The following is a 24381-nucleotide window of genomic DNA, read 5'->3' on the forward strand; positions in this document are numbered from 1 at the left end:
ATACATGGCAACGACACGCAAGAAACGACCGGTGAAGAAGGGCCCCGCGCGCCGCTCCCTGTGGCGCACCCTGTTTTGGCTGGGGGTCAAACTCTCCCTGGTGGTGGCCGCCTTCCTGGTGGTGTTTGGCATCTACCTCGACACCAAGGTGCGCGAGCGCTTCGACGGTGAGAAGTGGCAGCTGCCGGTGATGGTCTACAGCCGCCCGCTGGAGCTTTACCCGGGGCAGCGTCTGTCGCGCGACCAGATGGTACGCGAGCTCAAGATGCTCAATTACAAGCCGGTGCGCCAGCCACGCCAACCCGGTGAGTATGCCGTCGGCGCGACCAGCATCGATCTGGTACGCCGTGCCTTTGATTTCCTCGACGGTGCCGACGGGGCGCGTGGCATGCGTCTGACCTTCAACGGGCCGCGCCTTGCCGCCATCACCTCCCTCGACAAGGGGCGTCCCATGGGTTTTGCCCAGATGGACCCGGTGTTGCTCGACCGGATCAACACGGAGGATCGGGAGGATCGCCTGCTGGTGCGCATCGCCGAGGTGCCTGACAGCCTGCTGGTGACCCTGCTTACCACCGAGGATCGCGACTTCTATCAACACGGTGGCGTGTCGCCGGTGGCGATCATTCGTGCCATGGTGGTGAATCTTCTGGCCGGTCACACGGTGCAGGGGGGCAGTACCCTGACCCAGCAGCTGGCCAAGAACTTCTTCCTGACCCGGGAGCGCAGCCTGTGGCGTAAGCTGCAGGAGGCCTATATGGCGGTGATCATCGATTATCGCTACGGCAAGGACGAGATCCTCGAGGCCTACCTCAACGAGGTCTACCTGGGGCAGAACTTCTCTCAGGGGGTCTATGGCTTCGGGCTCGCCTCATATTTCTACTTCGGCATACCGGTCACCGAGCTCGACATCGATCAGGTCGCCCTGCTGGTGGGGCTGGTGAAGGGCCCCTCCTATTACGATCCCTGGCGTTTCCCTGAGCGGGCCAAGACGCGCCGCGATCTGGTGCTCAAATTGCTGGCCGATCACGGCAGCCTGACCGATGCCGAGTACCAGCTCGCCAGCGCCCAGCCCCTGGGGTTGATCCCCCGCGGCCAGATGTCCTACGGCCGCACCCCGGCCTTCATGACCCTGCTCAAGCGCGAGGTGCAGACCCAGTTTGGCCCCGATCTGCTCAAGCAGTCGGGGGTGAAGATCTTCACCAGCCTGGACCCCATCGCCCAGCACGCCGCCGAGCAGGCGGTCGAGTCGGGCCTGGCAACCATAGAGAAGACCCGCGGCAAGAAGAAGCTAGAGGCGGCCATGGTCATCTCAGACTGGCGCAAGGGGGAGGTGGTGGCCGTGGTGGGGGGGCGCGATCCCCGCTACGCCGGCTTTAACCGGGCGCTCGATGCGAGGCGCCAGATTGGCTCTCTGGTCAAGCCTCCCGTCTACCTCACCGGCCTGGCCAACGGCATGAACCTGATGACGCCGCTCAAAGATCAGCCGATCCGCATCCGTGGTCAGGACGGTCAGGTGTGGACGCCCCAGAACTATGACCGCAAGTTCCTCCAGAGCGTCCCCCTGATGGACGCCCTGGCGGGGTCGCGCAACGTGCCCACCGTGAACCTCGGCATGCAGGTCGGGCTCGACAAGGTGGTCGACACCCTGCACAAGCTGGGGGTGGAGCAGAGTATCCAGCCTTACCCCTCCCTGGTGCTGGGGGCGCTCACCTTGAGCCCGCTCGAGGTGAACCAGATGTACCTGCCCATCGCCAACCGGGGGCTGACTCAGCCCCTGTCGGCCATTCGCGGCATCGTCGATGGTGCGGGCAAGAGCCTCTACAAACCCAGCGTGGCGGCCAAGCAGGCGGTGGACAGTGACGCCAGCTGGTTGACCCTGTTTGCCATGACCCGCACCGTGAGCCAGGGGACGGCGCGCTCCCTGAGCGCCCGTTTCCCTGGGCTGACCATGGCCGGCAAGACGGGGACGACCAACGAGCTGCGTGACTCCTGGTTTGCCGGCATCGACAACAGCGAGCTGGTGAGCGTCTGGGTAGGGCGCGATGACAACACCCCGGCGGGGCTGACGGGGGCGAACGGTGCCTTGCAGCTCTTCTCGGGCTATATGGCGCAGCGCGGGGTGAACAGCCTGCAGCTCAACCTGCCCGAGGGGATCGGCTGGGCCAGCTTCTCCCGCGCCAGTGGCAGCCGGGTCGACAGCAGCTGCCCGGGCAGCGTCTCGGTGCCGGCCAGGTTGGCGACGCTGGGTGAGGCCATGTCGTGCGGCGGCTCACCCCAGAGCGTGCTCGACAACTGGTTCAACGGCTTCTTCCAGTGACGCTGACAGAGGCAGGAGGAGCGCCGCTGCTCGGCGCCATCCACCATGTGGCGATCATCGGTAGCGACTACGCCCGCTCGCGGGCCTTCTATCACGAGCTGCTGGGGTTGCCGATCCTGGCCGAGACCTGGCGCGCCGAGCGTCAATCCTGGAAGTTGGACCTGGCCCTGCCGGGGGGCGGTCAGATCGAGCTCTTCAGTTTCCCCTCGCCGCCGCCGCGCCCCTCCCGACCGGAGGCGTGCGGCTTGCGTCATCTGGCGTTTCGGGTTGCCAGACTCGAGCCGCTTATCGACCATCTCTGTGGCCACGGGGTGGCCGTTGAGCCGGTGCGGCTGGATGAACTGACCGGTCGGCGCTTTACCTTCTTCGCCGATCCCGATGGCCTGCCGCTGGAGCTGTACGAGAGCCCATGAGCAGTGCCATCCACGGGCATTTGACGCCGGGACGGATAATCGGGTGCATTTTTTGCCTGTTATAGTTAGTGGAGTTGCACGGAGGCGAACCATGACAGAGCAGGAAGACGAATCGGATCTGCTGTTTGTCGACGATGAGCCCACCTCGGAGGAGAAGGGGGTCGCACGCCCCCGCCTGCCTTGGGCAGTACTCATCGTCGATGATGAACCCGATATCCACGCCGCGACCCGATTGGCTGTGCGGGATATTCGTTACAAGGAGCGTGGCCTCGAGCTGCTCAGCGCCCACAACGGCGGCGAGGCAATCGCGATACTTAAGGCGCGACCCGACATCGCGCTGGTGCTGCTCGACGTGGTGATGGAGAGCGACGATGCGGGTCTCAAGGTCGCCCGGCGCATCCGCGAGGAGCTGGGCAACCATCTGGTGCGGATCGTACTGCGTACCGGGCAGCCCGGTCAGGCGCCCGAGAAGCAGGTGGTGCTCGATTACGACATCAACGACTACAAGACCAAGACAGAGCTGACGGCCCAGAAGCTCTTTACCAGCGTCATCGCGTCGCTGCGTTCTTACGAGAGTCTCCATGCCCTGGAGTGCAGCCGTCAGGGCCTCTCCAAGATCCTCGACGGTGCCGGCGACCTATACCGGCTGCGCTCTCTCAAGGAGTTTGCCTCCGGGGTGCTGCGTCAGGTCAGCGCCCTGCTGGATGTGGGGGCTGAGGGGATCCTCTGCGCCGAGCGGACTCGTCACGATGGCGAGTTGCAGATCCTCGCGACCACAGGCATCTATGACCCCTTGCTCGAAGGCGCCGAGCTGGCGCGCTTTCCCAATCTGATCAAGGCGCTCGATGCAGCCATCGACGGCAGCAACTATCTGGAGCAGAGCGGCGAGGCCATCTTCTTGCGGGCCCAGAACGGGCGCGAGTTTGTGCTTTGTCTGACCCCGGCCTGGCCGCTGGAGCCTATCGAGCAGGATCTGTTTGGTATCTTCTGCCAGCGGATCTCGGCCGCCTATGACAACCTCTACCTCAACCGTCAGTTGCTTAGCGCCCAGGAGGCGACCGTGGTCGCGTTGGCAGCCCTGGCGGAGTTTCGTGACAGCGATACGGGGGAGCATGTGTTGCGGGTACAGAAGCTCTCCGAGGCGATCGCCATGGAGTTGGCTACGTCGTCTACCTATGGGGATGAACTGACGCCACGTTTTCGCGAGATGATTGGCATGGCCTCCATCCTCCACGACGTGGGCAAGGTGGGGACACCCGATAGCATTTTGCACAAACCGGCCCGGTTCGATCCCGAAGAGCGTCGCATTATGGAGCAGCATGCCTCCATCGGCGCCAACATACTGGCCGATGCCGGCCGCATGGTGGAGGGGATGAGCTATCTCTCGCTCGGCGCCGAAATCGCGCGTTACCATCACGAGCACTTCGACGGCAACGGTTATCCCGAACACCTCAAGGGAGAGCAGATCCCCCTCTCGGCACGGATAGTGGCGGTGGTGGACGTGTTCGATGCCCTATTGAGCAAACGGCCCTACAAGGAGCCCTGGCCGCTGGAGCGGGTGCTCACCTATCTGGAGCAGGGCTCCGGCAGCCAGTTTGATCCTCAGGTGGTAGCGGCCATGTTGAAACTGGTCAGGGAGCAGCGCCTTCCGATCCCGCTTAGCGTCTATCAGGGAGAGAACCCCTAGCGCAGATCCATCCGGCGGCGGGGGGCCGGGCGAAATGGCCAGGCGAGGATGGCAAACAGCAGATCACCCAGCAGAGCCCCGAGCAGTCCCACCAGCAGACCACAGAAGATGGCGGCCTGGTTGAGGGGCACCAGATAGTTGTAGTGGTTGAGGGTATCTTGCACCAGAGTACGGTCGGCTGCGCTGGCGAAGTGAAGCAGTTGCCGATACCAGGGGGCCCCTTGCTGGGCCTGTTCACGTTCAAGCAGGGTGCGCTGGTCGACCAGACTCTGGATGCTGGTTGCATCCCGCTGTACGACGGGATCCGGGTTGGTGCGATAGTGCTGGATCAGTGCCGTCAGGTTGCCGTCAAAGTGCTCGTCGGCATTGCTCTGAAACGGGATCAGGCTGACCTGAGCTTGTTGTAAACGGGCATCCACCCGCTGGAAGTAGAGTTCCAGCACGCCGGGGATCTGCACACCGGCCAGCAGGCCGAGGGTAAACAATATCATGCGAAGATAGCTGTGCATCGAGACAGTCCCTGTTAAGTATCAGCGGGCATACTAGATCGGATGACCCCGTGCGCCAAGTCTGAGCTCCCGGGTGGGACGGTTACATTTGCTAACGTTGTTCTGATCCGCCTCATGGCGACCAGGGGCTATCATATTGCCCCCTCAATCTGGCATGAGGTATTCAATGCACTCTCTTCCTCGTATTCTTATCTGGAACCTGCTGGGGGCCTTCATCGCCATGAGCTGGCTACTGTTGCCGGGCCATGGTATCTGGGCGCGCTGGGATTTCCAGATTTTCCACCTCTTCAACGCCCTGATCGCCGAGCCGGGTGGCTGGCGCCTGCTGACGGCCATCACCAACAACCGTCTGTTCGATCTGGTCTTTCTCCTCTGCATGCTGGGCTTACTCTTTTGGCAGTATCTGCATGCCGCGCTGGCCGGACGGCGGCGCCTGCTGGCCATGGGGCTATTGATGGTGGTGACAGCGTTTATCCTCAATCGCATCGGTCACCTGCTTCCGTTCGAGCGCCCGAGCCCGACTCTGTCGCTGCCCGGTGCCCTGCGCCTGACCGAGCTGGTCGATTTCCCGACCAAGGACGCGTCGAGCGACAGCTTCCCCGGTGATCACGGCCTGATGCTGATGATCTTCGCCGGTTTCATGCTGCGCTTCGCCCCGCGTTGGATTGGGCTGATGGCCTGCCTGATGGTGCCGCTGTTCACCCTGCCGCGCATCATGGCCGGGGCCCACTGGTTTACCGATATCTATATGGGGTCGCTGGCCATCACCATGCTGCTCCTGCCCTGGCTGCTGCTGACCCCCTTGGCGCCAGCCCTTATCCGCAGCGCGGAGAGAGGGTTGGCTCGGCTCGGTTGGTTAACCCCGGTACTGCGGGTTGCCGCAAGATAGACAAGCAAAGGCCGGGATTTTCCCGGCCTTTTGGTTACCATCGGGTTGACCATGAGTCGTCGCGAATGACTATAACCACTTCCGATGGGCAGGGAGCTCGTTGAACCCCCTAATGAATAGTAATAGCAGATTCATTTGCTAACGTAGAACGCTACCCCTACTTTTTGGCGGATTATTTTGTCGTGCCCCACTTCTCCTCGCTTCTGCACTGCCCTACAATCGCGGCCCTTTTGCAGGAGAGCCCTATGCTGATGACCCTCTTGCGCTGTCTCTTCGTGGCCGGCGCTCTCGTCTACATTGTCATCTTGCTGCGTGCCTGGTGGCAGCGCAGAGAGGATGGCAAGCTGGAGTCGACCCCCTTCTGGACCGTCGGTGCCATCGGTTGCTTTGCCAACTTCCTCGATACGCTCGGGGTGGGCAGCTTCGCGGTGAAGACCGCCTTCTACAAGCACTTGAGGCTGATCGATGATCGCCTGTTGCCGGGCACCCTCAACGGGCAGTGCGTGCTACCCACCATCACCCAGGCCCTCATCTTCATCGGTATGGTGCGGGTCGAGCCAACCACCCTGCTACCCATGATGGTGAGTGCGGCTGTCGGTGCTGCGGTGGGGGCTCGCTATGTCTCCTCGTTCGATCGCCAGACGGTGCGCATCGTGATGGCCAGCTCCCTGTTGGTGGTGGCGGGGCTCATCTTCGCCGGTCTGCTCGGCCTCTTCCCTCTGGGTGGAGAAGCCATGGGGCTCAGCGGTGGCAAGCTGGCCATTGCGATTGCAGGCAACTTCCTGTTCGGAGTGCTGATGAACGTAGGGATAGGCCTGTTTGCCCCCTGCATGACCATGCTCTATCTATTGGGGCTACACCCTATCGCGGCCTTCCCCATCATGATGGGCTCTGCGGCGCTGCTGAGCCTCTTCTCGGCCGGCACCTTCATCCGGCGTGGTGCCTTCGATGCCCAGGCGGTGGTGGCGGTGGCGCTGTTGGGGCCAATCGGGGTCTTGCTCGCCTCCTCCCTGGTGAGTGCCATGGATCTGGCCATGCTCAAGTGGCTGGTGGGGGCCGTGGTCATCTACACCGCCTGGAGCATGTATGCCGCCTGGCGCGGTGAGCGGCGGCAGCGGGCGGCGGATCTCTCGCCCCAGCCCAGCCACGGATAGCACAAGGCCGGCGTATGCCGGCCTTGTCGTATTAGCTGTGCCCGCTTGGGCGGGCGTCGCTCCCCATGCCGCCGCCCAGCGACTGGCACAGGCGCGACAGGGAGACCAGCAGGGCGCGGCGCTGCTCCAGCCAGGCGAGCTCGGCGCCGCGTCGCCGTCCCTGCTCGTCGAGCCAGGGTTGCACGCCGGTGGCGCCGGCCCGATAGCGGGTGCGCGCCAGCTGTTCACTCTCACGGGCCAGGTGCAGCTGCTCGGCGAGCAGGACCTCCCGCTCGTGGCCGATGCGGGTGTCGGTAAGGGCATTGTCCACCTCCACCAGGGCGTCGTAGAGCTGTTTTCTAAACGCCATCTCCGCCTGCTGGTAGGCGCCCTCGCTCCTGGCGACCCGCTGGCGGCCCTTCTCCCACTCGAGGAAGGGGAGGGCCAAACTGGCGCCCAGGCTCCCGGCCGGGTTTTGCAGCAGCTCGGCCAGGGCCTGGCTGCCACCATTGACCCCGGCGGTGATGCTCAGAGTGGGGTAGAGGCCGGCGCGCACCTCATCCCCCTCGGCCAGTTGCTTGCGCAGGCGCAGTTCGGCGGCCTTGACGTCCGGGCGGCGCGACAGCAGCTCGGCGGGCAGGCCGGGCGCGGGGGTGGGCAAGGCGTCCGGTAACGAAGTGGGGGTGACCGGCAGCGAACCGTGCGGCACGCCGAGCAGCAGGCGCAGGGTGTTGCGAGCGGCCTCCTGCTGGCGGGTCAGCTCGAGCTGGCTGGCCGTGCGTCCCGCCAGACTCTGTTCGGCCTGGGCCAGGTCGAGGCGGCCCACCGCACCGGCCCGGTAGCGGCTTTCGGTCAGCTGCCGGGTCTGGCGTGCGGCGGCGAGATCCGCAGCGCCGCTGGCGATGGCCTGATGAAGGTAACCCAGCTGCCAGTAAGCCTCCAGCGTTTTGCCAATCAGGGTGAGGCGAGTCGCTTCTCTATCTTCCCAGGTGGCCTCCACCTCCCAGCGGGCGGCGTCCTCTACCGCCGACAGGCGTCCCCACAAATCCAGTTCGTAGCCCAGGCGCTGGCTGCTGTTAGTTTCACGTTTACTGGCCTCGTGGCGGTTGAGGGGGCGCGAGGCGCTCATGCCCAGGGTGCCGGTCACCGAGGGGCGGGACTCCCCTTGCGCAAGATCGAGTCCCAGCTCTGCCTGGCGCAGGCGTAGCCCGGCGATGGCCAGATCCGGATTGGCCGCCAGCACCCGCTCGACCAGGGTATCGAGAGCCGGATCGCCGAAGGCGCGCCACCAGGTGTCGTGCAAGGTGGCGGGGGCCTGCTGGTCCTGCCAGCTCGTCGGCAGGTCGAGAGCGGGTCTGTGGTAGTCGCTGCGCTGGCTACAGCCAAGCAGCAGCAGGCTGCCCATCATGAGCACCAGGAGTCTTGTCATCATTCGCGGGCCAACGCCTCCACCGGATCGAGCCGGGCGGCATTGCGCGCCGGCAGGTAACCAAACAGTATGCCGATGAGACTGGAGCAGCCGAAGGCCATCAGCAGGGAAAAGAGTGAGAAGTGCATCTGCATGCTCTGCACCAGGGCGCCGAAAAGCAGGCCGATGAGTAAGGAGAGGCCGACACCGATGATGCCGCCCACCAGACTCACCATCACAGCCTCGATGAGGAACTGCTGCAAGATATCGCCGCGGCGGGCGCCGACCGCGACCCGAATGCCGATCTCCCGGGTGCGCTCTACCACCGAGACCAGCATGATGTTCATCACCCCGACGCCACCGACGATGAGGGAGATGAGGGCGATGGAGGAGACCAGCAGAGTCAGGGTCGCCGTGGTCTTCTCCACCGACTTGAGGATGGCGTCGTTGCTGAAGGTGAAGAAGTCCTGCTTGCCGTGGCGGCTGGTGAGCAGCTCGGTGATCCCCTGCTCGGCCATGGGCACGGTGATCCCGTCGGCCAGGCGCACCGTGATCTGGCTGAAGTAGTCCTGCACCTGGATACGGCTCATCAGGGTGCTGTAGGGGAGCCAGATCGTCAGGCTCTGGCCGCTACCCCAGCGGTTCTGCTCCTTGGCGACGCCGACGATACGAAGGGGGACCGTGCCGGCGAACACCACCTGACCGATGGGGAGGGCATCGCCAAACAGGCTCTTCATGGAGCCTTCGTCGATCACCGCCACCGCGGTGCGGCTGCGCAGATCCTCATCGTTGAGCAGGCGCCCCTGCACCACTTCTACCCCCTTGACCTCGAAGAAGGACGGGCTCACCCCGTTCAGGCTGCCCGACAGGTTCTTGTTGCGCCAGCGAACCTGAGCGCTGGTGGCAAGCTGAGGGGTGGCCCCTTGCAGGTAGGGTTGGCCGGTCAGCACCCGCAGATCGCGTTCGTTAAGGGTGCGAATCGAGGCCGCCTTCTCATCCCCCCAGCCGGAGCCTGTGAAGATGTCGATGGTATTGGTGCCAAGAGAGCTGATGTCGCCGATCACCTTGTTGCGCGTCCCCTGACCGAGAGCCACCACGCTCACCACGGCGGCGATGCCGATGATGATGCCTAGCATGGTGAGGAAGGTGCGCATGCGGTGCGCCTTCATGGCGTGCCATGCCATCTGAAACGCCTCGCGCAGGCGATCCACCCCGTCCCACCAGCTGCCCGGCTCGACCATGGGTTCCGGGGTGAGGGGCGCCGTGCGCGGCTGGCTGCCGCTGTCGCGGATCACCCGACCGTCTTTGAGCTCGATCACTCGCTCGGCATGGGCGGCGATGGCCGGATCGTGGGTCACCAGTATGATGGTATGGCCGAGTTGATGCAGCTCCTTGAGGATGGTCAGCACCTCGCGCCCGCTCTGGCTGTCGAGGGCTCCGGTCGGTTCATCGGCGAGGATCACCTCGGCGCCATTCATCAGGGCCCGGGCGATGCTGACCCGTTGCTGCTGGCCTCCCGAGAGCTGCCCCGGTCTGTGGTGGGCGCGCTCCGCCAGCCCCAGGCGCTCGAGCAGGGCGTGCGCTCGCTCCCGGCGCTCGCTGCGGCGGCTGCCGGCGTAGATGGCCGGGATCTCCACGTTGGCGGCGGCGTCCAGGTGAGGCAGCAGGTGGTAGCGCTGGAAGATGAAGCCGAAGTGGTGGCAGCGCAGGTGTGACAGGTCGAGGGCATCGAGATGGCTGGTCGCCTCGCCGCGGAAGCGGTACTGTCCTTCGCTCGGGCGATCCAGGCAACCGAGCAGGTTCATCAGGGTCGACTTGCCGGAGCCGGAGGCGCCGACGATGGCGACCATCTCGCCGGCCATGATGTCGAGATCCAGAGGGTGTAGCACGGTCACCTCCTGCTCGCCGCTCACAAAGCGCCGGCTCACCCCCTCGAGGCGAATGAGGGGCATCACAACATGATCTCCACGTCATGAGGCTCGGCCGGCATGCCACTGCCGAGGATCACAGATTCGCCCTCGCGCAGGCCGTCGACGATCTCGACGTTGACCTCGTCGCGCAGGCCGGTCTGTACGGTGCGCGGCTGTGTCTGCCCGTCGCTCAGTACCGTCACCTCGAAGCGATCCTTGCCCTTGGTGGTGCCGAGGGCGGTCAGGGGAATGGCCAGAATTCCCTCACGGCGACCCAGCACTATGCTCACCTGGGCTGTCATGGCAACCCGCAGCAGATGCCCGGGGTTGGGCACGTCAAACAGGGCGTAGTAGTAGACGGCGCTGTTGCTGGCGTTGGCGTTGGCGGTGTCATTGATGTTGGTCGGCGCCAGTTGCACGGTGCGCAGGGTCGCGTCATAACGGGTGTCCGGGTCGCCTATCAGGGTGAAGTAGACCGGCATGCCGGCATGGATACGGATGACGTCGGCCTCAGAGATCTGCGCCTTGATGGTCATGGTGTCGAGGTCGGCGAGCTTGAGCAGGGTCGGCACCACCTGGGCGGAGACCAGGGTCTGGCCCAGCTTGGTGACCAGGGAGAGCACTGTGCCATCCATCGGTGCCAGAATGCGGTTGTAGCCGAGCTCGGTGCGGGCGGTGGCCACCTCTATCTCGGCGCTGGTGATGGCGGTGCGGGCGTTGGCCACGTCTGCCGCGCTAGTGGCCTGCTTGGCCTCGGCCTGTTCCAGCTCGGCGCGGGAGGTGGCCTCGTCGCGGATCATGGCGCGTTGCCGGTTCAGCGCCAGGGTGTCCTGGCGTTGTAGCGCCTGCTTCATACGCAGGTCTGCCTTGGCACGGGCGAGATCCGCCTCGGCCTTCTTGAGCTTGTTCTGGGCCACGGTCGGGTCGATCTCGGCCAGCAGATCCCCCTTCTTTACCTGCTGCCCCTCATCGACCAGCAGGCGTACCACCTGGCCGTTGACCTGGGCGCCCACGTCAACCTGCTCGCGGGCTTGTAACACGCCGCTCGCCTGCACCGATTGCTCGATGTCCTGCCGTTGTACCGTTGCGGTGAGATGGCTGGGGGGCGGGGTGTGGGGCCAGAGCCAGCCGATCAGCAGGGCGGTGACGAGGGAGAAAGCGAGCAGCAGACGCCAGTGAGAGAGCAGCTTCTTCATGGGCAAGGTTCGTGTCGGTTGGGGAGGCCATCTTGCAGTGCCGCACTAAAGCTCCCAAGTGGAAAACTGTAACAAGGGTTAATGAGTGCTGACTCGACAGGGGGTTTTTTCACCCGATGGCGTACAGTGCGATCGCGGTGCGCTAAGATGAGGCGGACAATATTGTGCGAGGTGAGCCCATGAAAGGTTCCGTATTGCTGCTCTCGTTGGTGCTGGCCGCTCCGGCCTGGGCCGGCATTCAGATCGATGCCGGTGGCATCAAGATCGACTCCAATGGTATCCGCATCAACGTCGATGACGATAACGAGATGCAGAAATGGAAGGAGAGGCACAGAGGTGACTGCTCCTTTATCGATATCGGCAGCGTCAGGGTGGCCAGCGACGGGTGTACCGACAGGGACAAGGAGCATTGGAACCGCAGCATCCACAGTGGTAACAACCCTGGCAAGGGCCACGACAAGTCTTACAAGGGTAACGATGGCGGTGGCGTAAAAATTGAGCTCTATGACGAGGGCAGCAAGGGTAAAGGCAAGAACAAGTGAGCAGAGGGCGCCAGTGGCGCCCTCTCTCGTTAGAAGCTGGCCCCCAGGCTCAGGGTCTGGCGCCACTCCTTGTCGGGGATGGCGCTGCGTATCCCCTCGAACTCCAGATAGCCATCGTCCCAGGTGAGCTCACTCGACCAGGAGAGGCGCAGGTTATCATTCAGGTAGTAGCGCATTCCCACGCTGCCATCTATGGTGCGCCGATAGATCAGGAAGGTGGAGGGTTGCGACAAGTAGTGAATGTAGCGGCCCTCGCTAAACAGCTCCACCTTGCTCGTCTCAAGCCGCTGTTGGTAATCCCAACCTAGGGTCAGGGTGGGGTAGGCTGCGTGTTGGGAGCCAAACAGCAGCTCGGCATCGGGATCCGAATCCCAGTAAGCCTCGCGCAGGCCACCGAGCAGCAGAAACTCCAGTCGCTTGCGTTTCTCTTTCCAGGCGCGATAACCGGCGCCGCTGTTGTAGTCCACTCGCAGGTAGTTGTTCTCGAGCATGTCGAACTGGTAGTCCACAGTGGTGCGCCAGTACCAGCGATCGGCCAGGAAGTAGTCGACCCTGGGTTGCAGCCGGTAGCTGTGATCCGTGGTGGCACCGTTCGAGGTATCGTAGTCGTACTCCCCTTCCAGGCCATTACGCCAGCCGGGGTTCTCCATCTCCAGCTTGCCCTTGACGCTCAGGTTGTTGGTGCGGCTGGTGTTCTGTTTGATCTTGAGGCTCACATCGCTGCTGCCCGAGAGATGCCATTTCTCCTCATTGGGCCTGAGCAGGGTCAGATCGATCCCCTTCTTGCTGAGGGCCGGCGCCGCCTCTTGCTTGGCACGCCAGCGCTTGACCGCAGTGCGCGGGATCTCGACTTCGCCGCCGAAGGGGAAGGTCAGGGTCAGGCTCTCCTCACCGGGCGTGACTTCCCCGGTCAGGCGATCGCCGTTCTTGAGCCAGATGGTGTCGGCGGCGAGAGGCAGGGCGAAGATGAGTAGCAGCAGAGAGAGGATCGGATTCATAGGGTCGGCATCGAAAGGGGTCCTGCATCGAGCATGCCATAAAGAGAAGGGGGCGCGTAGGCCCCCTTCTTAAACCGCCCGGCAGGCGGACGAGCGTTTTCAGCAACAGCGCCCCGTCTTCACATGGGCGGGATCCCGGAGGATGCAGGCCATGTGGCGCAGATGCTGATGCCGGTGTTACTGCCGGTGCATCCGCACGAACTTCTCCATCAGCTGCTCTTCGGTCTCCACGTGGGCGGGATCCCAGATGATGCAGTCGATAGGGCAGACACTGATGCAGGTCGGCTTCTCGTAGTGACCGACGCACTCGGTGCAGCGACTGGGATCGATCTCGTAGATCTCCTCGCCGAGGCTGATGGCCTGGTTCGGACACTCGGGATCGCACATGTCACAGTTGATGCACTTGTCGGTGATGAGCAGGGACATCTCAGGCGGCCGAGTGGGGCTGACGGGTGTCCTCGCGCTCGCCGAGGTTGCGCAGCAGGATGCCGTAGTTAACGTCCACTTCCTTCGGGACCGGCACGTAGACCACGTGGCCGTTGCCCGGCGCTGTGTCGATGAGCTCGCCCTTGCGGTTCTGCATCTGCTCCAGATTGAAGCTGAGGTTGCCCTGCGGGGTCATCAGCTCCAGGCTGTTGCCCACCAGGAACTTGTTCTTCACCTCGACTTCCACCATGTCGCCGTTGCGACCGGTGATCTCGCCGACGAACTGCTGGGTGTCGGAGACCGAGTAGCCGTAGTCGTAGTTCTGGTATTCGCTGTGGTTGTGACGGCGCAGGAAGCCCTCGGTATAGCCGCGGTGGGCCAGGTTCTCGAGGGTGCCCATCAGGCTGCGGTCAAACGGCCGGCCGGCTACCGCATCATCGATCGCCTTGCGATAGACCTGGGCGGTGCGCGCGCAGTAGTAGAAGGACTTGGTACGGCCTTCGATCTTCAGCGAATGGACGCCCATCCTGGTCAGCCGCTCCACGTGCTCGACGGCGCGCAGATCCTTGGAGTTCATGATGTAGGTGCCGTGCTCGTCCTCGAACGCGCTCATGTACTCGCCCGGGCGGTTGGACTCTTCCAGCAGCACCAGCGCATCGGTCGGTTTGCCGGCGCCCAGGGTCGGGTCCACTTTCTGCACGGCAATCGGCTCCTGGCGGTGGACGATCTGGCCCACCTCGTCCTCTTTACCCTCGTGCACCTTGTACTCCCAGCGGCAGGAGTTGGTGCAGGTGCCCTGGTTGGGGTCGCGCTTGTTGATGTAGCCGGAGAGCAGGCAGCGGCCGGAGTAGGCCATGCACAGCGCCCCGTGAACGAACACTTCCAGCTCCATCTCCGGCACCTGCATGCGGATCTCTTCGATCTCGTCCAGCGACAGCTCGCGAGAGAGGATGGCACGGGTCAGGCCCATCTGATGCCAGAACTTCACCGTGGCCCAGTTGACCGCGTTGGCCTGCACCGAGAGGTGAATGGGCATGTCGGGGAAGGCTTCACGCATCATCATGATGAGACCGGGGTCGGACATGATCAGCGCATCCGGGTTCATCTCCACCACGGGGCGCATGTCGCGGATGAAGGTCTTGAGCTTGGAGTTGTGGGGCTGGATGTTGGCCACCACGTAGAACTGCTTGCCGAGGGCATGAGCCTCGTTGATGCCGAGCTGCAGGTTCTCGTGATCGAATTCGTTGTTGCGCACCCGCAGGCTGTAGCGGGGCTGGCCGGCATAGACGGCATCGGCGCCATAGGCGTAGGCGTAACGCATGTTCTTGAGGGAACCTGCGGGGGAGAGCAATTCTGGCTTGAACATGGGGATCTCTCTGGTCTGATTGCAAATCAGCAGCGAATACTATGTATTGCTGTTAAATCAAGTGGTTACTGCGTATCTGACGGCACGCCGTGCCCGTCTCGCAGGGGCGCAGAGTGTACCAGAAAAGCGTGAGCCGGATCTAAGTAATAATGGACTCTACCAGGGGGCTTGTCGTACCAGGATAAGGTGGCGAGCAAGGGCATTGTATCGTGCGAGGGTGCGAGATAGGGTGAGGGAGTGTGGGGCCAGATAGCTTAAGCCGAAACCGGATGCAGTTGCGGTTCGTTCTCTTTCTGTCCTCGATGAGCACCGCATTTTAGGGGCTCTCATGCCAGACACGGCTCAACATAGCATTCACCCGGCTGGGCGTATTGTCCGGTTTGAACCATGCTCTCTGCCTGCGGCTCAACGAGAAGAGGGATCACCGATGCGTATTCGAGAGGCCGAGCAGGCCGATGAGGTGGCGTTGGCGCGCCTCTTTCTGCGTGAACGGCGCAATACCTTTCACTGGGTGGCGGGGCATCACTTTCGCCTCGAGGAGTGGGCCGAGCAGAGTGCCGGTGAGCGGGTCTGGCTCGCCGAGCGCGGAGAGCGGATCGTCGGTCTGGTCAGTCTGTGGCCGGCGGATCGCTTTATTCACCACCTCTACGTCGAGGAGGAGAGTCGTGGTCAGGGGGTGGGGCGTGCCCTGCTCGAGCGAGCGCTGGCAACGGGCTCGGGTCCTGCCTCTCTCAAGGTGAGCGAAAGCAACTGGGCAGCCATCGGCTTTTATCATCGTCTCGGTTGGCAGGATGACTGGGAGCGGGGTGAGTGTCCGTTAACCGGGCCCTGGCGGCGGCTGGTGTTGCCCTGAGAGGGGGCCTGATGCCATCGAACAAGTAGCACACGGTGGCGGTAGACAGATAAACAAGAGGGGCGCAACTGCGCCCCTCATCTCTTCTGATAGCCTGTGAAGCCGTCAGTTTCTTATATTGATGTTGATGCTGAGGCTGTTGTTCGTGGTCGCAGGAATCGAGTCAAGCGGCTCAGTCAGTCCATTGTACAGGCTCTGGTTATTGCTCTGGGCCAGTACGAAGGCGACCAGGGCCCGCTCGCCGCGCCAGAAACTGCGCTCGTCAGCACTCAGGGCACTGTCATTGGCGTTGCTGCGGATCTGCGTGCTCCACTGGGAAATCCAGCCGATGATCTCTTCCCAGTACGCCGGCTTGATGGCCTTGCTCACCCCGTCAAAGGCAGCCCATGCCTGTTGCAGTTGGCTGTCGGAGTAGAACTTACCACTACCCAGGCTATAACCACCGTTCGAGGCGTTGAGTGCTTGCAGGGCGACACCATAAGGCTTGCCGCTCAGCCATGCCGTGGCCAGGTGATCGAGCATCGCCTTATCCAGGTTGATAGCCGCCTTGGCCATGGCCAGACGCTGTTCGGCACTGAACAGATTGCGAATGTTCTGAGTGGTGACCACGTCCCCGTAGGCGGCCGCCAGGCGCTGCTGATAGGCAGGCGTGTTGACGGTGTCAAACAGTGCCTTGATGCCCTGATTGGTCGCCCCATCGAACAGCAGGTTGGTGCTCTCCCAAGCCAGCACATTGCTGCTGTCAAAGCTGAACTTCCTGCCCTTGTAGTCCAGGCTACGCTCTGCCGGCTGCTCGGTAGAGGCGAGCGGCAGGGAGACATACTCGACCAGACGGCGGGAGTTCTCTTTTTGCAGGCTGTCGCCGGTATGGCCCCAGTTGATGATCTGGCCCAGCATTGCCTTGGTCAGGCGTGCATTGGAGGTGGATTCCAGTTTGAAGTAGTTGGCCAGCACCGCCAGCGAGGGATTCAACCCTTCCAGAGTGCGTTTGCTATCCCAGCGATACGGGCTGAAGGGAGAGACCTGATTGCCGTCCTTGTTCACGAAGACCGGCTGTTCGGGCTGCGCTTCTCCCAGCACCATGGCTCGGACCTGTTTCTTGAGGCGTTCTTCAACGCCGGGCAGATCGACCAGGGCCAACGCGTCACCGTTCTCGGTCCAGCGGCGGGTGTCACGGCTCACCAGATACTTCATGGCGATCAGCTTGTCAGGCCAGGCACCCAGCACATCCCGCTCGTTAGAGTAGGGGTGGTTGGGATCGTTGGGGCTGACAGAATCGAGCGGGACCCCATCACGGGTTTCAGAAAGAACCTGATAACCCTTGTCATGCTTGGCCAGAGCCTCGCTGAAGCCTGGTTCGAAGCAGCTGCCGGGGAAGGATTGACCGGCCGGCATGTCGAACTTCACCTCGCCATAGAGCTTGGTGAGGGGAATCTGGCTGATGCTGCCACTGCTCTCCTTGACCTCACACACCTTGTCCGGGCGGGCGATCACGTCCAGCATGAAGTCGGCTGAATCCATGGCGGCGCGGCCATAGGCGCAGAACCAGGCATCGCTCGGCGCCGCAGCGCTCGGGTTGCAATAGCGGGGGTTGGTCACGATGGAGCTCAGGAATTCACCCGGCTGTTCGTCGCCCGAACCATAGGCGTTGCGGAAGATGGTATCGATACGCTCGAAGTCTTCGATGAAGTCACGGGCTTCGGAGAACTCGTTCAGGCGGCCGACGGTGTACCCCAGGATGCTGCTATCCCAAAACTCCTGCTTGTCGAGGCGAGTGTTGCGGCGCTCATAGCTGTCGATGTAGTTCTGACGACGGAAGTCCATGATCTCGCTGAGGTTGGTCCCTTCATCGAAGCGCTTGCAGTTGCTGTTGAGAGAGACGTTGCCATCGGTACAGAAGTCATAGGGTTTGCGCGCCAGGCTGCCCTTCTTGAGCTGATCCTGGAAGGAGCTGTCGAGACTCTGCCAGGAGCTCAGGCTTTCACCCTTGTCGAGCAGGCTCTTGACCGCATTGAGCTGGCCGTAGCGAACCGATGCACTGTTGTTGAGATAGGCGAGATCCAGCTCGTGCAGCGGCAGCAGCACGGTCGGACGCGAGCCGGCTGGCTTGCCATTGGCATCCTTGGGGGCATCGCCGTAGGGCACTTCGAGCTGACGGGCATAGGCAAAGCGCAGGGCGGCGCGATCGTAGGGCCCGAAGATGGGCAGCTCGTCAAACTCGGAGGCCGCATAGTCCATGATGGAGCTGTAGGCCGGCACATGCTGCAGCCCCAGGCTCTTGGCCTCTTGCGGACTGTAGAAGTTCTTCTTGTCGCGTGAACCGGCGAAGTTATGGCGCAGGCCCAGGTTGTGACCGAGCTCGTGGACCAGGGTGGAGCGGTACATGTGGGCGGCGATGGCGTCGCTGATGCGCGTACGCTGCTCTTCGTCGAGGGCCTTCCACTTCTTCAGACGGGTCTTGGCCTCGTCCTCATAGAGGCTGGCATCCTGATAGTCGATGCCGGAGACCAGACCCTTGCTGGTGGCGGAAACCCAGATGGCCTCTTCACCGAAGGCATTGTTCTCGGACCAGCGCTTGAGACGTTCGGCATTGGCCTTGGCCAGGGTTTGCAGATCGCTATCCTGGTTGACCGGGGTGATGCCGAGAGTGGCCTTCTCCTTGCGCATGGGCTGCTGGGCGAAGCTCTTCTCCACCTGGGCCACCTGCTGCTCTGAGAGATCGAACCCGGCGCTCATGGCATTAGCCTGGTCGCTCAGCTTGGCCAGGTCGACCCCCGCCATGATGCCATCGGCCTTGAACTCCTGGCGATTGAAGCGGCGCGCCAGATCGTTCCAGACCCTGGGCACAGAGGTCTTGATCACGCCGGAGTACTGGTTCACGTGCGCCTTGACGATCTCGCCTGTGAGGGGGTTGGCGACCGAGGGACCGTAGCCGAGCAGGCCGTTGGCCAGGGGGCGGTCGATCAGGTTGATCATGCTGACGCGCAGATCGCCGACCTGGCGGCCAGCGGGGGCCGTCGGGTTGACGATCTTGAGCGGAGGCACACCGGTGCCGGCCAGAGACTGGTTGATATGGTGCACCGCGTCCATGGTCACATCGAGGAAGAGCTTGTTCTCCGGCTTGAAGAAGGTGTCGCTCAGGTAGTAGTCGATGGTGGCCTTGTCCGGGTTGAAGCGGTTGAGGTAGGCGCGCTTGCTGCCATCGGTGGCAGAGCCCTGCTGATCGAGCTTGTCAAAATCAGAGGTGAAGAAGCCAAACTCGCTCTCGTCATCCGGTGCATAGCGGATCGGCTTGTAGCCGGCAGAGGCGATCTTGTCGAGCTTGACCAGGGAGTAGTAGAAGCTGGTGGTAAAGGAGAGATCGCTCAGGCTCTGGTTGTAGTGATCGTCCAGGTTGCTGCGGTTGACGGTAAAGGTGCGCTCGAGCTCGACGTTGATGACGCCCTTCTCGGCATCCATCTCCCAACGCACCACGCGGGGGTCGGCGGTTTCGCTGATGCTGTCGTTGTTGTACCAGAGATCGATGGTGTTGATCTCGTGTCCCTTGAGATCCTTGAAGACGGGATGGAAGAACTGCTTCTTGTCCCAGGTGACGTTCTTGTCGGTGTTTTCTTCTTCCTTACGGGTGCACTCACCGTAGGAGTCTTCGGCGCAGCGATAGTCCCGATAGTCGCCCGGAATGGTGAGCACGGGGGCGACGTCGTTCCAGCGCGGGGGCTGACCGGGCGCCGTGGTGTCACGGTCCACTTCGACCACACGCAGTCCCTCTTCGACGAACTGCAGACGGACGACCTTCTCATCGCCCTGGAAGAAGGGGTCCATGTTGACCGCGTAGCGGGGCGCATCGGCGGTGGAGGGCACGTAGAGCCACAGCTCGCCGGTATCGAAGGCGCGCCATGCCTGCTGTTCGGCCGCCTTGGGGACCTCTTTGTAGGGTTCGTCGCCTGCGCCGCAGCCGAGCAGCAGCATGCTCACCGATGCTGCTATCAGTGTTTGCCTGAACATAAGGGTTTCCTTTCCTTTAGTTTTTTATGGTGGTCAGAAGCTGTAAGAGATCAGGGCCGACCAAGTCGCGTTGCGTTTGTCAAACAGCTCGATGGAGCCGGTGCCGCCACGTTCCAGGTCGTAGACGATGCCCGCATTGGAGTACATCAATCCGATGGACCAGTTGTCGGTCAGGTCGTAATAGACGCTCTCGGCGTGGATGTAGTCATCCTTCTGGCGAGCGCCCTGATAGGTGCGATGGGAGTTAAAGACCAAGCTGGCGTTGAAACTCCAGCGCTCCCAGCCGGTGTAATCGAGGCTCAGCAGGTTCTCCAGGGTCCACTCCTTGAGGGAGCGTCCGCCACGGGTCTGATACTCGTGGAAGTTCTTCATCAGCCTGGGTTGCCAGGTGAATTCGAGCCCGTCCAGCAGATTGGTCAAGTCGATAGAGAGGGGGGTGGCGACCCGCAGTGAGGTGTGCAGATCGTCCTTGCGGCTTTGCTCGGACATGGGCAGGCGCAGGCTTCCATCCAGACCCAGCGTGATGCTCTCGGTCAGGGTGAACAGATCGCTGTTGCCGTACTTGAGCCAGCCATCCTTCCAATATTGCCCCTTGGGGTTATCGAAGGAGTGGGTGCCGGCCAGGTTGATACTGGCCTTGCTGCCGTTTTCGAAGCGATAGTCGAGTATGCCGTTGAGGCCGGCGGTACGCATCTCGTTGTAGCTGCCGGGTTCGTAGAAGTTGCTGGTGTAGTCGAACTCCAGCGAGCCGCCCCAGTGGGAGTCGGTTTCACACTCGTTGGCCACCGCCGTGGCGGGCAGAGCCTGTAGCAGCAGGGCCGCAAGGCCTGCCGTCATGATCCTGATTGTCATTATTGTTGCTTCCATTGCGCCTGAACTTGCCTGCATCTCGGATGCAGGGAAAGAGGTTCTATCATTGCTCTGTGTGGCCGTCAAACGGATGTTTTTCGAGCGTTAAGGTTATTTTCACTCTTTACTTGTTGCGTTTGTACCGTGATTTTTTTTATTGGCAGTTGTTTATTTTGTTTTTTATCTCGTTGATGAAATAAGGTTATTTTTATTGTGTTTAGTGTTAATACTTGAAATGAAGTTTTGTGCTGAAATTTTGTTGTTCATTGATTTTATATGCTGTTTCATTGTGGGGCTCATTAGGGGCTTTTTTGCTGTGTGGCAGCCATCAGGGTACCGATATCTGGTCGATCTCCCTGGATCTCGGCGCGAGGGGAGTATGTCTACCCGATAGACCCGGATGTTGACAGGTTTTGTCGTGACCCTGCCGCAGTGCTATTATCTTGCGCTTAATTTCGCCTAGACGCCCATCATAAGGACGTGATCGTCAACGCATCCCTTCCCAGGCAAGTTGAGGATTACTCATGTCATTCAAAGATTTGGCTATCGGCAAGAAGATTGCCGTGGTCTTTTCCGTCGTCGCCGCCATCAATATGGCATTCGGTATCTATCTGCTCTCCGAGCTCGGCGGTATTCGCAGCCGGGTACTGAACTTCACCGACTCGACCCTGCCGAGCGTGCTCTCGGTGGACAAGCTCATCTACGAGATCTCCTACCTGCGCCGCGCCGAGTTCGCCATCCTGACCATTCCTGATCCTCAGGAGTTGCAGCGTCGCCTGACGCGCCGGGGTGAGACCATTGCCCGTATCGATCGTATGTTTGCCGATTACGAGCGCACCCTAGGTGACGGCCACGAGCGGCAGGTGTTCGACCGCGCCAAACAGGTGTGGCTGCGCTATCAAGAAGCCCTGCGCCCCTTCGAAAGCGAAGCAATGCGCGGCAACATGCAGGCCGCCCAGCCCGCCCTGATGAACACCCTCTCCCTGTTCGGCGAGCTCGAGAAGGCGATGGAAGGGCTGGTTGAGGTGAACCTCGGCTTTGTCAGCAACAACCGCAGCGATCTGCTGGCAACCCTCTCCCTGGTCAGCACCTCAACCCTGGCGAGCCTGGGGGCCATGCTCTTCTTCATGGTGGTGATGACCTGGTTCTTGAGCCGTCAGATCTGCCAGCCCCTCAGTGCCGTGGTTCAGCTCTCCAACGACATAGCGCGCGGCGATCTGACGACGCGCATCGATCGCCGTGCCATCGGCAACGACGAACTGGGCCGCCTGGCCGACGCCTCGCTCGCCATGCAGGATAACCTGCGCCGGCTCATCGAAGAGGTGGTGGCCGCCGTCACCCAGCTCGGCACTTCCATCGAGGAAGTGAGCGCCGTCTCCGAGCAGACCTCGGGGGGCGTGCGTGCCCAACAAGCCGAGATCACCCAGGTCGCGGCCGCCATGACCCAGATGAAGGCGACCGTGGCCAACGTGGCCGCCAACACCGAGATCGCCTCCGGCGAGACCAGCGCCACCAGCGAGCTGGTACGCCAGGGGGATCACGACGTGCAAGGGGTGATCGTCGCCAACAACCGCCTGGCCGAGCAGATTGGGGAGGCGGGCAGCCTGGTGGTCCAGCTCGAGCAGGAGTCCGGTCGCATCAACATGGTGGTCGATGTGATCCGCGACATCGCCGAGCAGACCAACCTGCTGGCCCTCAACGCCGCCATCGAGGCGGCCCGCGCCGGTGAGTCCGGTCGTGGCTTCGCCGTGGTGGCGGACGAGGTACGCACCCTGGCCGGTCGTACCCAATCTTCCACCGGCGAGATAGCCCGGATCATCGAGTCCTTGCAGCAGCGGGCCAACGCGGTGCGTCAGGTGACCGATCTCAGTCGTGAGATGATCGAAGAGTGTGTGACTCAGAGTGAGCGTACCGGCGCCGGCATCCGCCGCATCGCCGAGGCGGCGACCAAGATTGCCGACATGGGGATCCAGATCGCCAGCGCCTGCGGAGAGCAGGACGCGGTCTCCGACGAGCTGAGCCGCAATGTGGAGCGGATCAACGACTCGGCCAGCGAGGTGGCCCAGGGGGCCCAGCATACGGCGAGCGCCTGTGTCGAGCTGAGCCAACTGGCCGCGGGCCTGCAGCAGACGGTCAGTCGTTTCCGCCTGGTCTGATCACCGAACAATATAAAGAGCCGCCCATGGGGCGGCTTTTTTTATCCCAAGGGTTGTGCTGTTGGGAGTCATTTTGGTACCAATGAAGGCTTTCCCTACGAACATTCGCCCGATAGCGCGACAAGGAGTCTGTATGCGCCTGCCCCCCTTTCCCCCGCTGGTCTGGATCGTGATCTTGGGCACCTTCATGGTGCGCACCAGTTTCTTCATGGTCTGGCCCTTCCTCTCCATCCTGCTCTACCGGGAGTATGGTCTCTCGGCGTCCGGCATCGGGATGCTGCTGGGTGGCGCGGCCGTGCTCTCCTGCCTTATCGGCTTCTACGTTGGCTGGCTCTCCGACCGGCTCGGCCGGCGCACCATACTGCTGCTCGGCTGCGCCCTGTCATGTGGCGCCTACCTGTTGCTCGGATTTGGGCACTCCCTCTGGCTCATCGCCCTCGGGGTGTTTGGTTCGGGCCTCTCGTACGCCTTCATCGACACCCCGGGCAAGGCGCTGATGGGGGATCTGCTACCCGAGAAGGCGCAGCGCGAGCTGGCCCAGCACCTGCGCTACTTCCTGCTCAACGTGGGGGCGGGGGTCGGCCCCCTCATCGGCGTCATGGTGGGGCTGGGTGCGCGCCAGGAGACCTTCGTGGTGACGGCCGCCAGCTATGGCCTGCTCGGCATCGCCTTCTTGCTTGGCTTTCGCCGCGACTGCGCCGGTCGGCCGGATACCGGCCTCACCCTGGGGGCCATGCTCAGGGTGGTGGGGCGGGATCGCGCCTTCATGCTGTTCATCCTCGCCAACCTGCTGATGAATCTGGTCTACGCCCAGGTGGAGTCGCCGCTGATCCAGTACCTGACCCGCGCCGGAGCCCCCGAGGTGGAGACTCTGGTGGCCCTGCTGGTGGCCACCAATGCGCTCACCATCATCACCTTGCAGTTCCCGCTGCTGCACCTGACCCGGCGCTGGCGGGTGAGCCTGCGGCTGCAGTTCTCCATCTTGCTGATGGCATCGGCCCAGATGATGTTCGCCCTGTCGAGCCCGGCCCTGCTGTGGCCCTGGCTGGTGGCGATGTTCTTGCTGAGCGTGGGGGAGGCGGTGCTGTTCCCGCTCTTCAACGTGCTGATCGACGAAATGGCGCCGGCCCACCTCAAGGGGAGCTACTTCGGGGCCAGTGCCCTGGCCGGGCTCGGTTGGGCGTTCTCGCCTATGGTGGGAGGCTGGTTCTTGCAAGTGTGGGGCGGCCCGGCCCTGTTCGCCGTGATGACCGCGATCTGCATACTGGTGTTTGCCCTCTACGGGATGGGTAGCCGGGAGGCGCGTCCGTCGGCCGGGCCTGCCGGCTGCGAAGATTAGAAGGTGAGCACCTTGTCGGCGGCCAGGGTCCAGTCGGCCAGTTCACTCAGGGTGCCTATCTGCACTCCCTCGATGAGAGGCATGCGGCTCAGGCCACGGCCTTCGGCGCAGGTCTTGCAAAGGCGCACCGGCACCTGCTGGGCGAGCAGGATCTCCAGCATCTGGCGCAGGTTGTAGCCCTCGACCGGCGCCTGATCGGGCAGGGCGGCGGTGACCGCATCCGACATCAGGAACAGCTTGAGGGTGACGCCCTCACGCTCGGCCAGGGTGAGAGAGAGGCGCAAGGCGTTGAACAGGGATTCGCGGCCGTAAGGGGCGCCGCTGGCAATGACGACGATCGATTGAGTCATGACTGGGTTCCGGGGGCTGGAAAGTGCCAAGGTTA

Annotated in this window: 19 protein-coding genes; 9 read left to right on the plus strand and 10 right to left on the minus strand. The window is 62.6% G+C overall.

Annotated elements, in window-relative coordinates:
• The first annotated feature begins 4 nt into the window (after positions 1–4).
• The 3 genes from mrcB to BN1121_RS01895 all read left to right on the plus strand — a co-directional run bounded on the left by mrcB (position 5) and on the right by BN1121_RS01895 (position 4417).
• Entirely contained in the window at positions 5–2317 is a 2313-nt protein-coding gene (mrcB, locus tag BN1121_RS01885) for a penicillin-binding protein 1B (RefSeq protein WP_043157439.1), read from the plus strand.
• On the plus strand, positions 2314–2730 hold the full coding sequence (gene gloA2, locus BN1121_RS01890; RefSeq protein WP_005352212.1) for an SMU1112c/YaeR family gloxylase I-like metalloprotein: 417 nt from the start codon (positions 2314–2316) through the stop codon (positions 2728–2730). Before mrcB ends, gloA2 begins: the two co-directional genes overlap by 4 nt.
• A 91-nt stretch (positions 2731–2821) precedes the next feature.
• Positions 2822–4417, plus strand: coding sequence for a response regulator (locus BN1121_RS01895; RefSeq protein WP_005352215.1), 1596 nt, complete (start codon positions 2822–2824; stop codon positions 4415–4417).
• Here the strand turns inward: BN1121_RS01895 and BN1121_RS01900 are convergent.
• A complete protein-coding gene (locus BN1121_RS01900; RefSeq protein ID WP_005352217.1) occupies positions 4414–4926 on the minus strand; it encodes a DUF2937 family protein in 513 nt (170 codons plus the stop codon). The genes BN1121_RS01895 and BN1121_RS01900 overlap by 4 nt on opposite strands.
• A gap of 166 nt (positions 4927–5092) precedes the next feature.
• Here BN1121_RS01900 and BN1121_RS01905 point away from each other — a divergent pair, with 166 nt between their 5' ends.
• Together BN1121_RS01905 and BN1121_RS01910 are read left to right on the plus strand one after the other, a co-directional pair.
• Positions 5093–5815 (plus strand): phosphatase PAP2 family protein, encoded by a 723-nt coding sequence (locus BN1121_RS01905; RefSeq protein ID WP_005352220.1) that lies wholly within the window; start codon positions 5093–5095, stop codon positions 5813–5815.
• A gap of 245 nt (positions 5816–6060) precedes the next feature.
• Positions 6061–6969 carry a sulfite exporter TauE/SafE family protein gene (locus tag BN1121_RS01910; RefSeq protein ID WP_005352223.1) on the plus strand — a complete coding sequence of 303 codons (909 nt, stop codon included), beginning with the start codon at positions 6061–6063 and terminating at the stop codon, positions 6967–6969.
• A 31-nt stretch (positions 6970–7000) separates the two neighbouring features.
• Here BN1121_RS01910 and BN1121_RS01915 read toward each other — a convergent pair whose 3' ends face one another.
• From BN1121_RS01915 to BN1121_RS01925, 3 genes are read right to left on the minus strand one after another with little or no spacing between them, the layout of a single operon-like run.
• On the minus strand, positions 7001–8380 hold the full coding sequence (locus BN1121_RS01915) for a TolC family protein (protein ID WP_152424668.1): 1380 nt from the start codon (positions 8378–8380) through the stop codon (positions 7001–7003).
• A complete protein-coding gene (locus BN1121_RS01920; protein ID WP_005352230.1) occupies positions 8377–10308 on the minus strand; it encodes a MacB family efflux pump subunit in 1932 nt (643 codons plus the stop codon). Before BN1121_RS01920 ends, BN1121_RS01915 begins: the two co-directional genes overlap by 4 nt.
• Positions 10308–11462: an efflux RND transporter periplasmic adaptor subunit gene (locus BN1121_RS01925; RefSeq protein WP_005352233.1), complete on the minus strand. Its 1155-nt coding sequence runs from the start codon at positions 11460–11462 to the stop codon at positions 10308–10310. The genes BN1121_RS01920 and BN1121_RS01925 overlap by 1 nt, the downstream gene beginning before the upstream one ends.
• A 179-nt stretch (positions 11463–11641) precedes the next feature.
• Here BN1121_RS01925 and BN1121_RS01930 point away from each other — a divergent pair, with 179 nt between their 5' ends.
• Positions 11642–12004: a hypothetical protein gene (locus tag BN1121_RS01930; protein WP_005352241.1), complete on the plus strand. Its 363-nt coding sequence runs from the start codon at positions 11642–11644 to the stop codon at positions 12002–12004.
• A gap of 29 nt (positions 12005–12033) precedes the next feature.
• Here BN1121_RS01930 and BN1121_RS01935 read toward each other — a convergent pair whose 3' ends face one another.
• The 3 genes from BN1121_RS01935 to trhP form a co-directional block, all read right to left on the minus strand.
• On the minus strand, positions 12034–13002 hold the full coding sequence (locus BN1121_RS01935; protein WP_005352243.1) for a DUF481 domain-containing protein: 969 nt from the start codon (positions 13000–13002) through the stop codon (positions 12034–12036).
• A gap of 177 nt (positions 13003–13179) precedes the next feature.
• On the minus strand, positions 13180–13428 hold the full coding sequence (locus tag BN1121_RS01940; RefSeq protein WP_005303946.1) for a YfhL family 4Fe-4S dicluster ferredoxin: 249 nt from the start codon (positions 13426–13428) through the stop codon (positions 13180–13182).
• A 1-nt stretch (position 13429) separates the two neighbouring features.
• Positions 13430–14794 carry a prephenate-dependent tRNA uridine(34) hydroxylase TrhP gene (gene trhP, locus BN1121_RS01945; RefSeq protein ID WP_005303943.1) on the minus strand — a complete coding sequence of 455 codons (1365 nt, stop codon included), beginning with the start codon at positions 14792–14794 and terminating at the stop codon, positions 13430–13432.
• Positions 14795–15221: 427 nt separating this feature from the next.
• On the opposite strand from trhP, the gene BN1121_RS01950 reads away from it, so the two are divergent.
• Positions 15222–15647: a GNAT family N-acetyltransferase gene (locus tag BN1121_RS01950; RefSeq protein ID WP_005352244.1), complete on the plus strand. Its 426-nt coding sequence runs from the start codon at positions 15222–15224 to the stop codon at positions 15645–15647.
• A gap of 105 nt (positions 15648–15752) precedes the next feature.
• Here BN1121_RS01950 and BN1121_RS01955 read toward each other — a convergent pair whose 3' ends face one another.
• Together BN1121_RS01955 and BN1121_RS01960 are read right to left on the minus strand one after the other, a co-directional pair.
• Entirely contained in the window at positions 15753–19652 is a 3900-nt protein-coding gene (locus BN1121_RS01955) for a zinc-dependent metalloprotease (protein ID WP_052450248.1), read from the minus strand.
• Between the two features lie 33 nt (positions 19653–19685).
• The gene (locus BN1121_RS01960) at positions 19686–20504 is read right to left on the minus strand and encodes a hypothetical protein (RefSeq protein WP_043597074.1); all 819 of its coding nucleotides are present in this window, start codon (positions 20502–20504) and stop codon (positions 19686–19688) included.
• 521 nt (positions 20505–21025) lie between these two features.
• Here BN1121_RS01960 and BN1121_RS01965 point away from each other — a divergent pair.
• The gene (locus BN1121_RS01965) at positions 21026–22657 is read left to right on the plus strand and encodes a methyl-accepting chemotaxis protein (RefSeq protein WP_005352246.1); all 1632 of its coding nucleotides are present in this window, start codon (positions 21026–21028) and stop codon (positions 22655–22657) included.
• A gap of 133 nt (positions 22658–22790) precedes the next feature.
• Positions 22791–23996, plus strand: coding sequence for an MDR family MFS transporter (locus BN1121_RS01970; protein ID WP_005352248.1), 1206 nt, complete (start codon positions 22791–22793; stop codon positions 23994–23996).
• Here the strand turns inward: BN1121_RS01970 and BN1121_RS01975 are convergent.
• The gene (locus tag BN1121_RS01975) at positions 23993–24346 is read right to left on the minus strand and encodes a DsrE/DsrF/TusD sulfur relay family protein (protein ID WP_005352250.1); all 354 of its coding nucleotides are present in this window, start codon (positions 24344–24346) and stop codon (positions 23993–23995) included. The two genes, BN1121_RS01970 and BN1121_RS01975, sit on opposite strands and share 4 nt — an antisense overlap.
• Positions 24347–24381 lie beyond the last annotated feature (35 nt).

Source organism: Aeromonas diversa CDC 2478-85 (assembly GCF_000819805.1).
In the GTDB taxonomy this organism is placed as follows: domain Bacteria; phylum Pseudomonadota; class Gammaproteobacteria; order Enterobacterales; family Aeromonadaceae; genus Aeromonas; species Aeromonas diversa.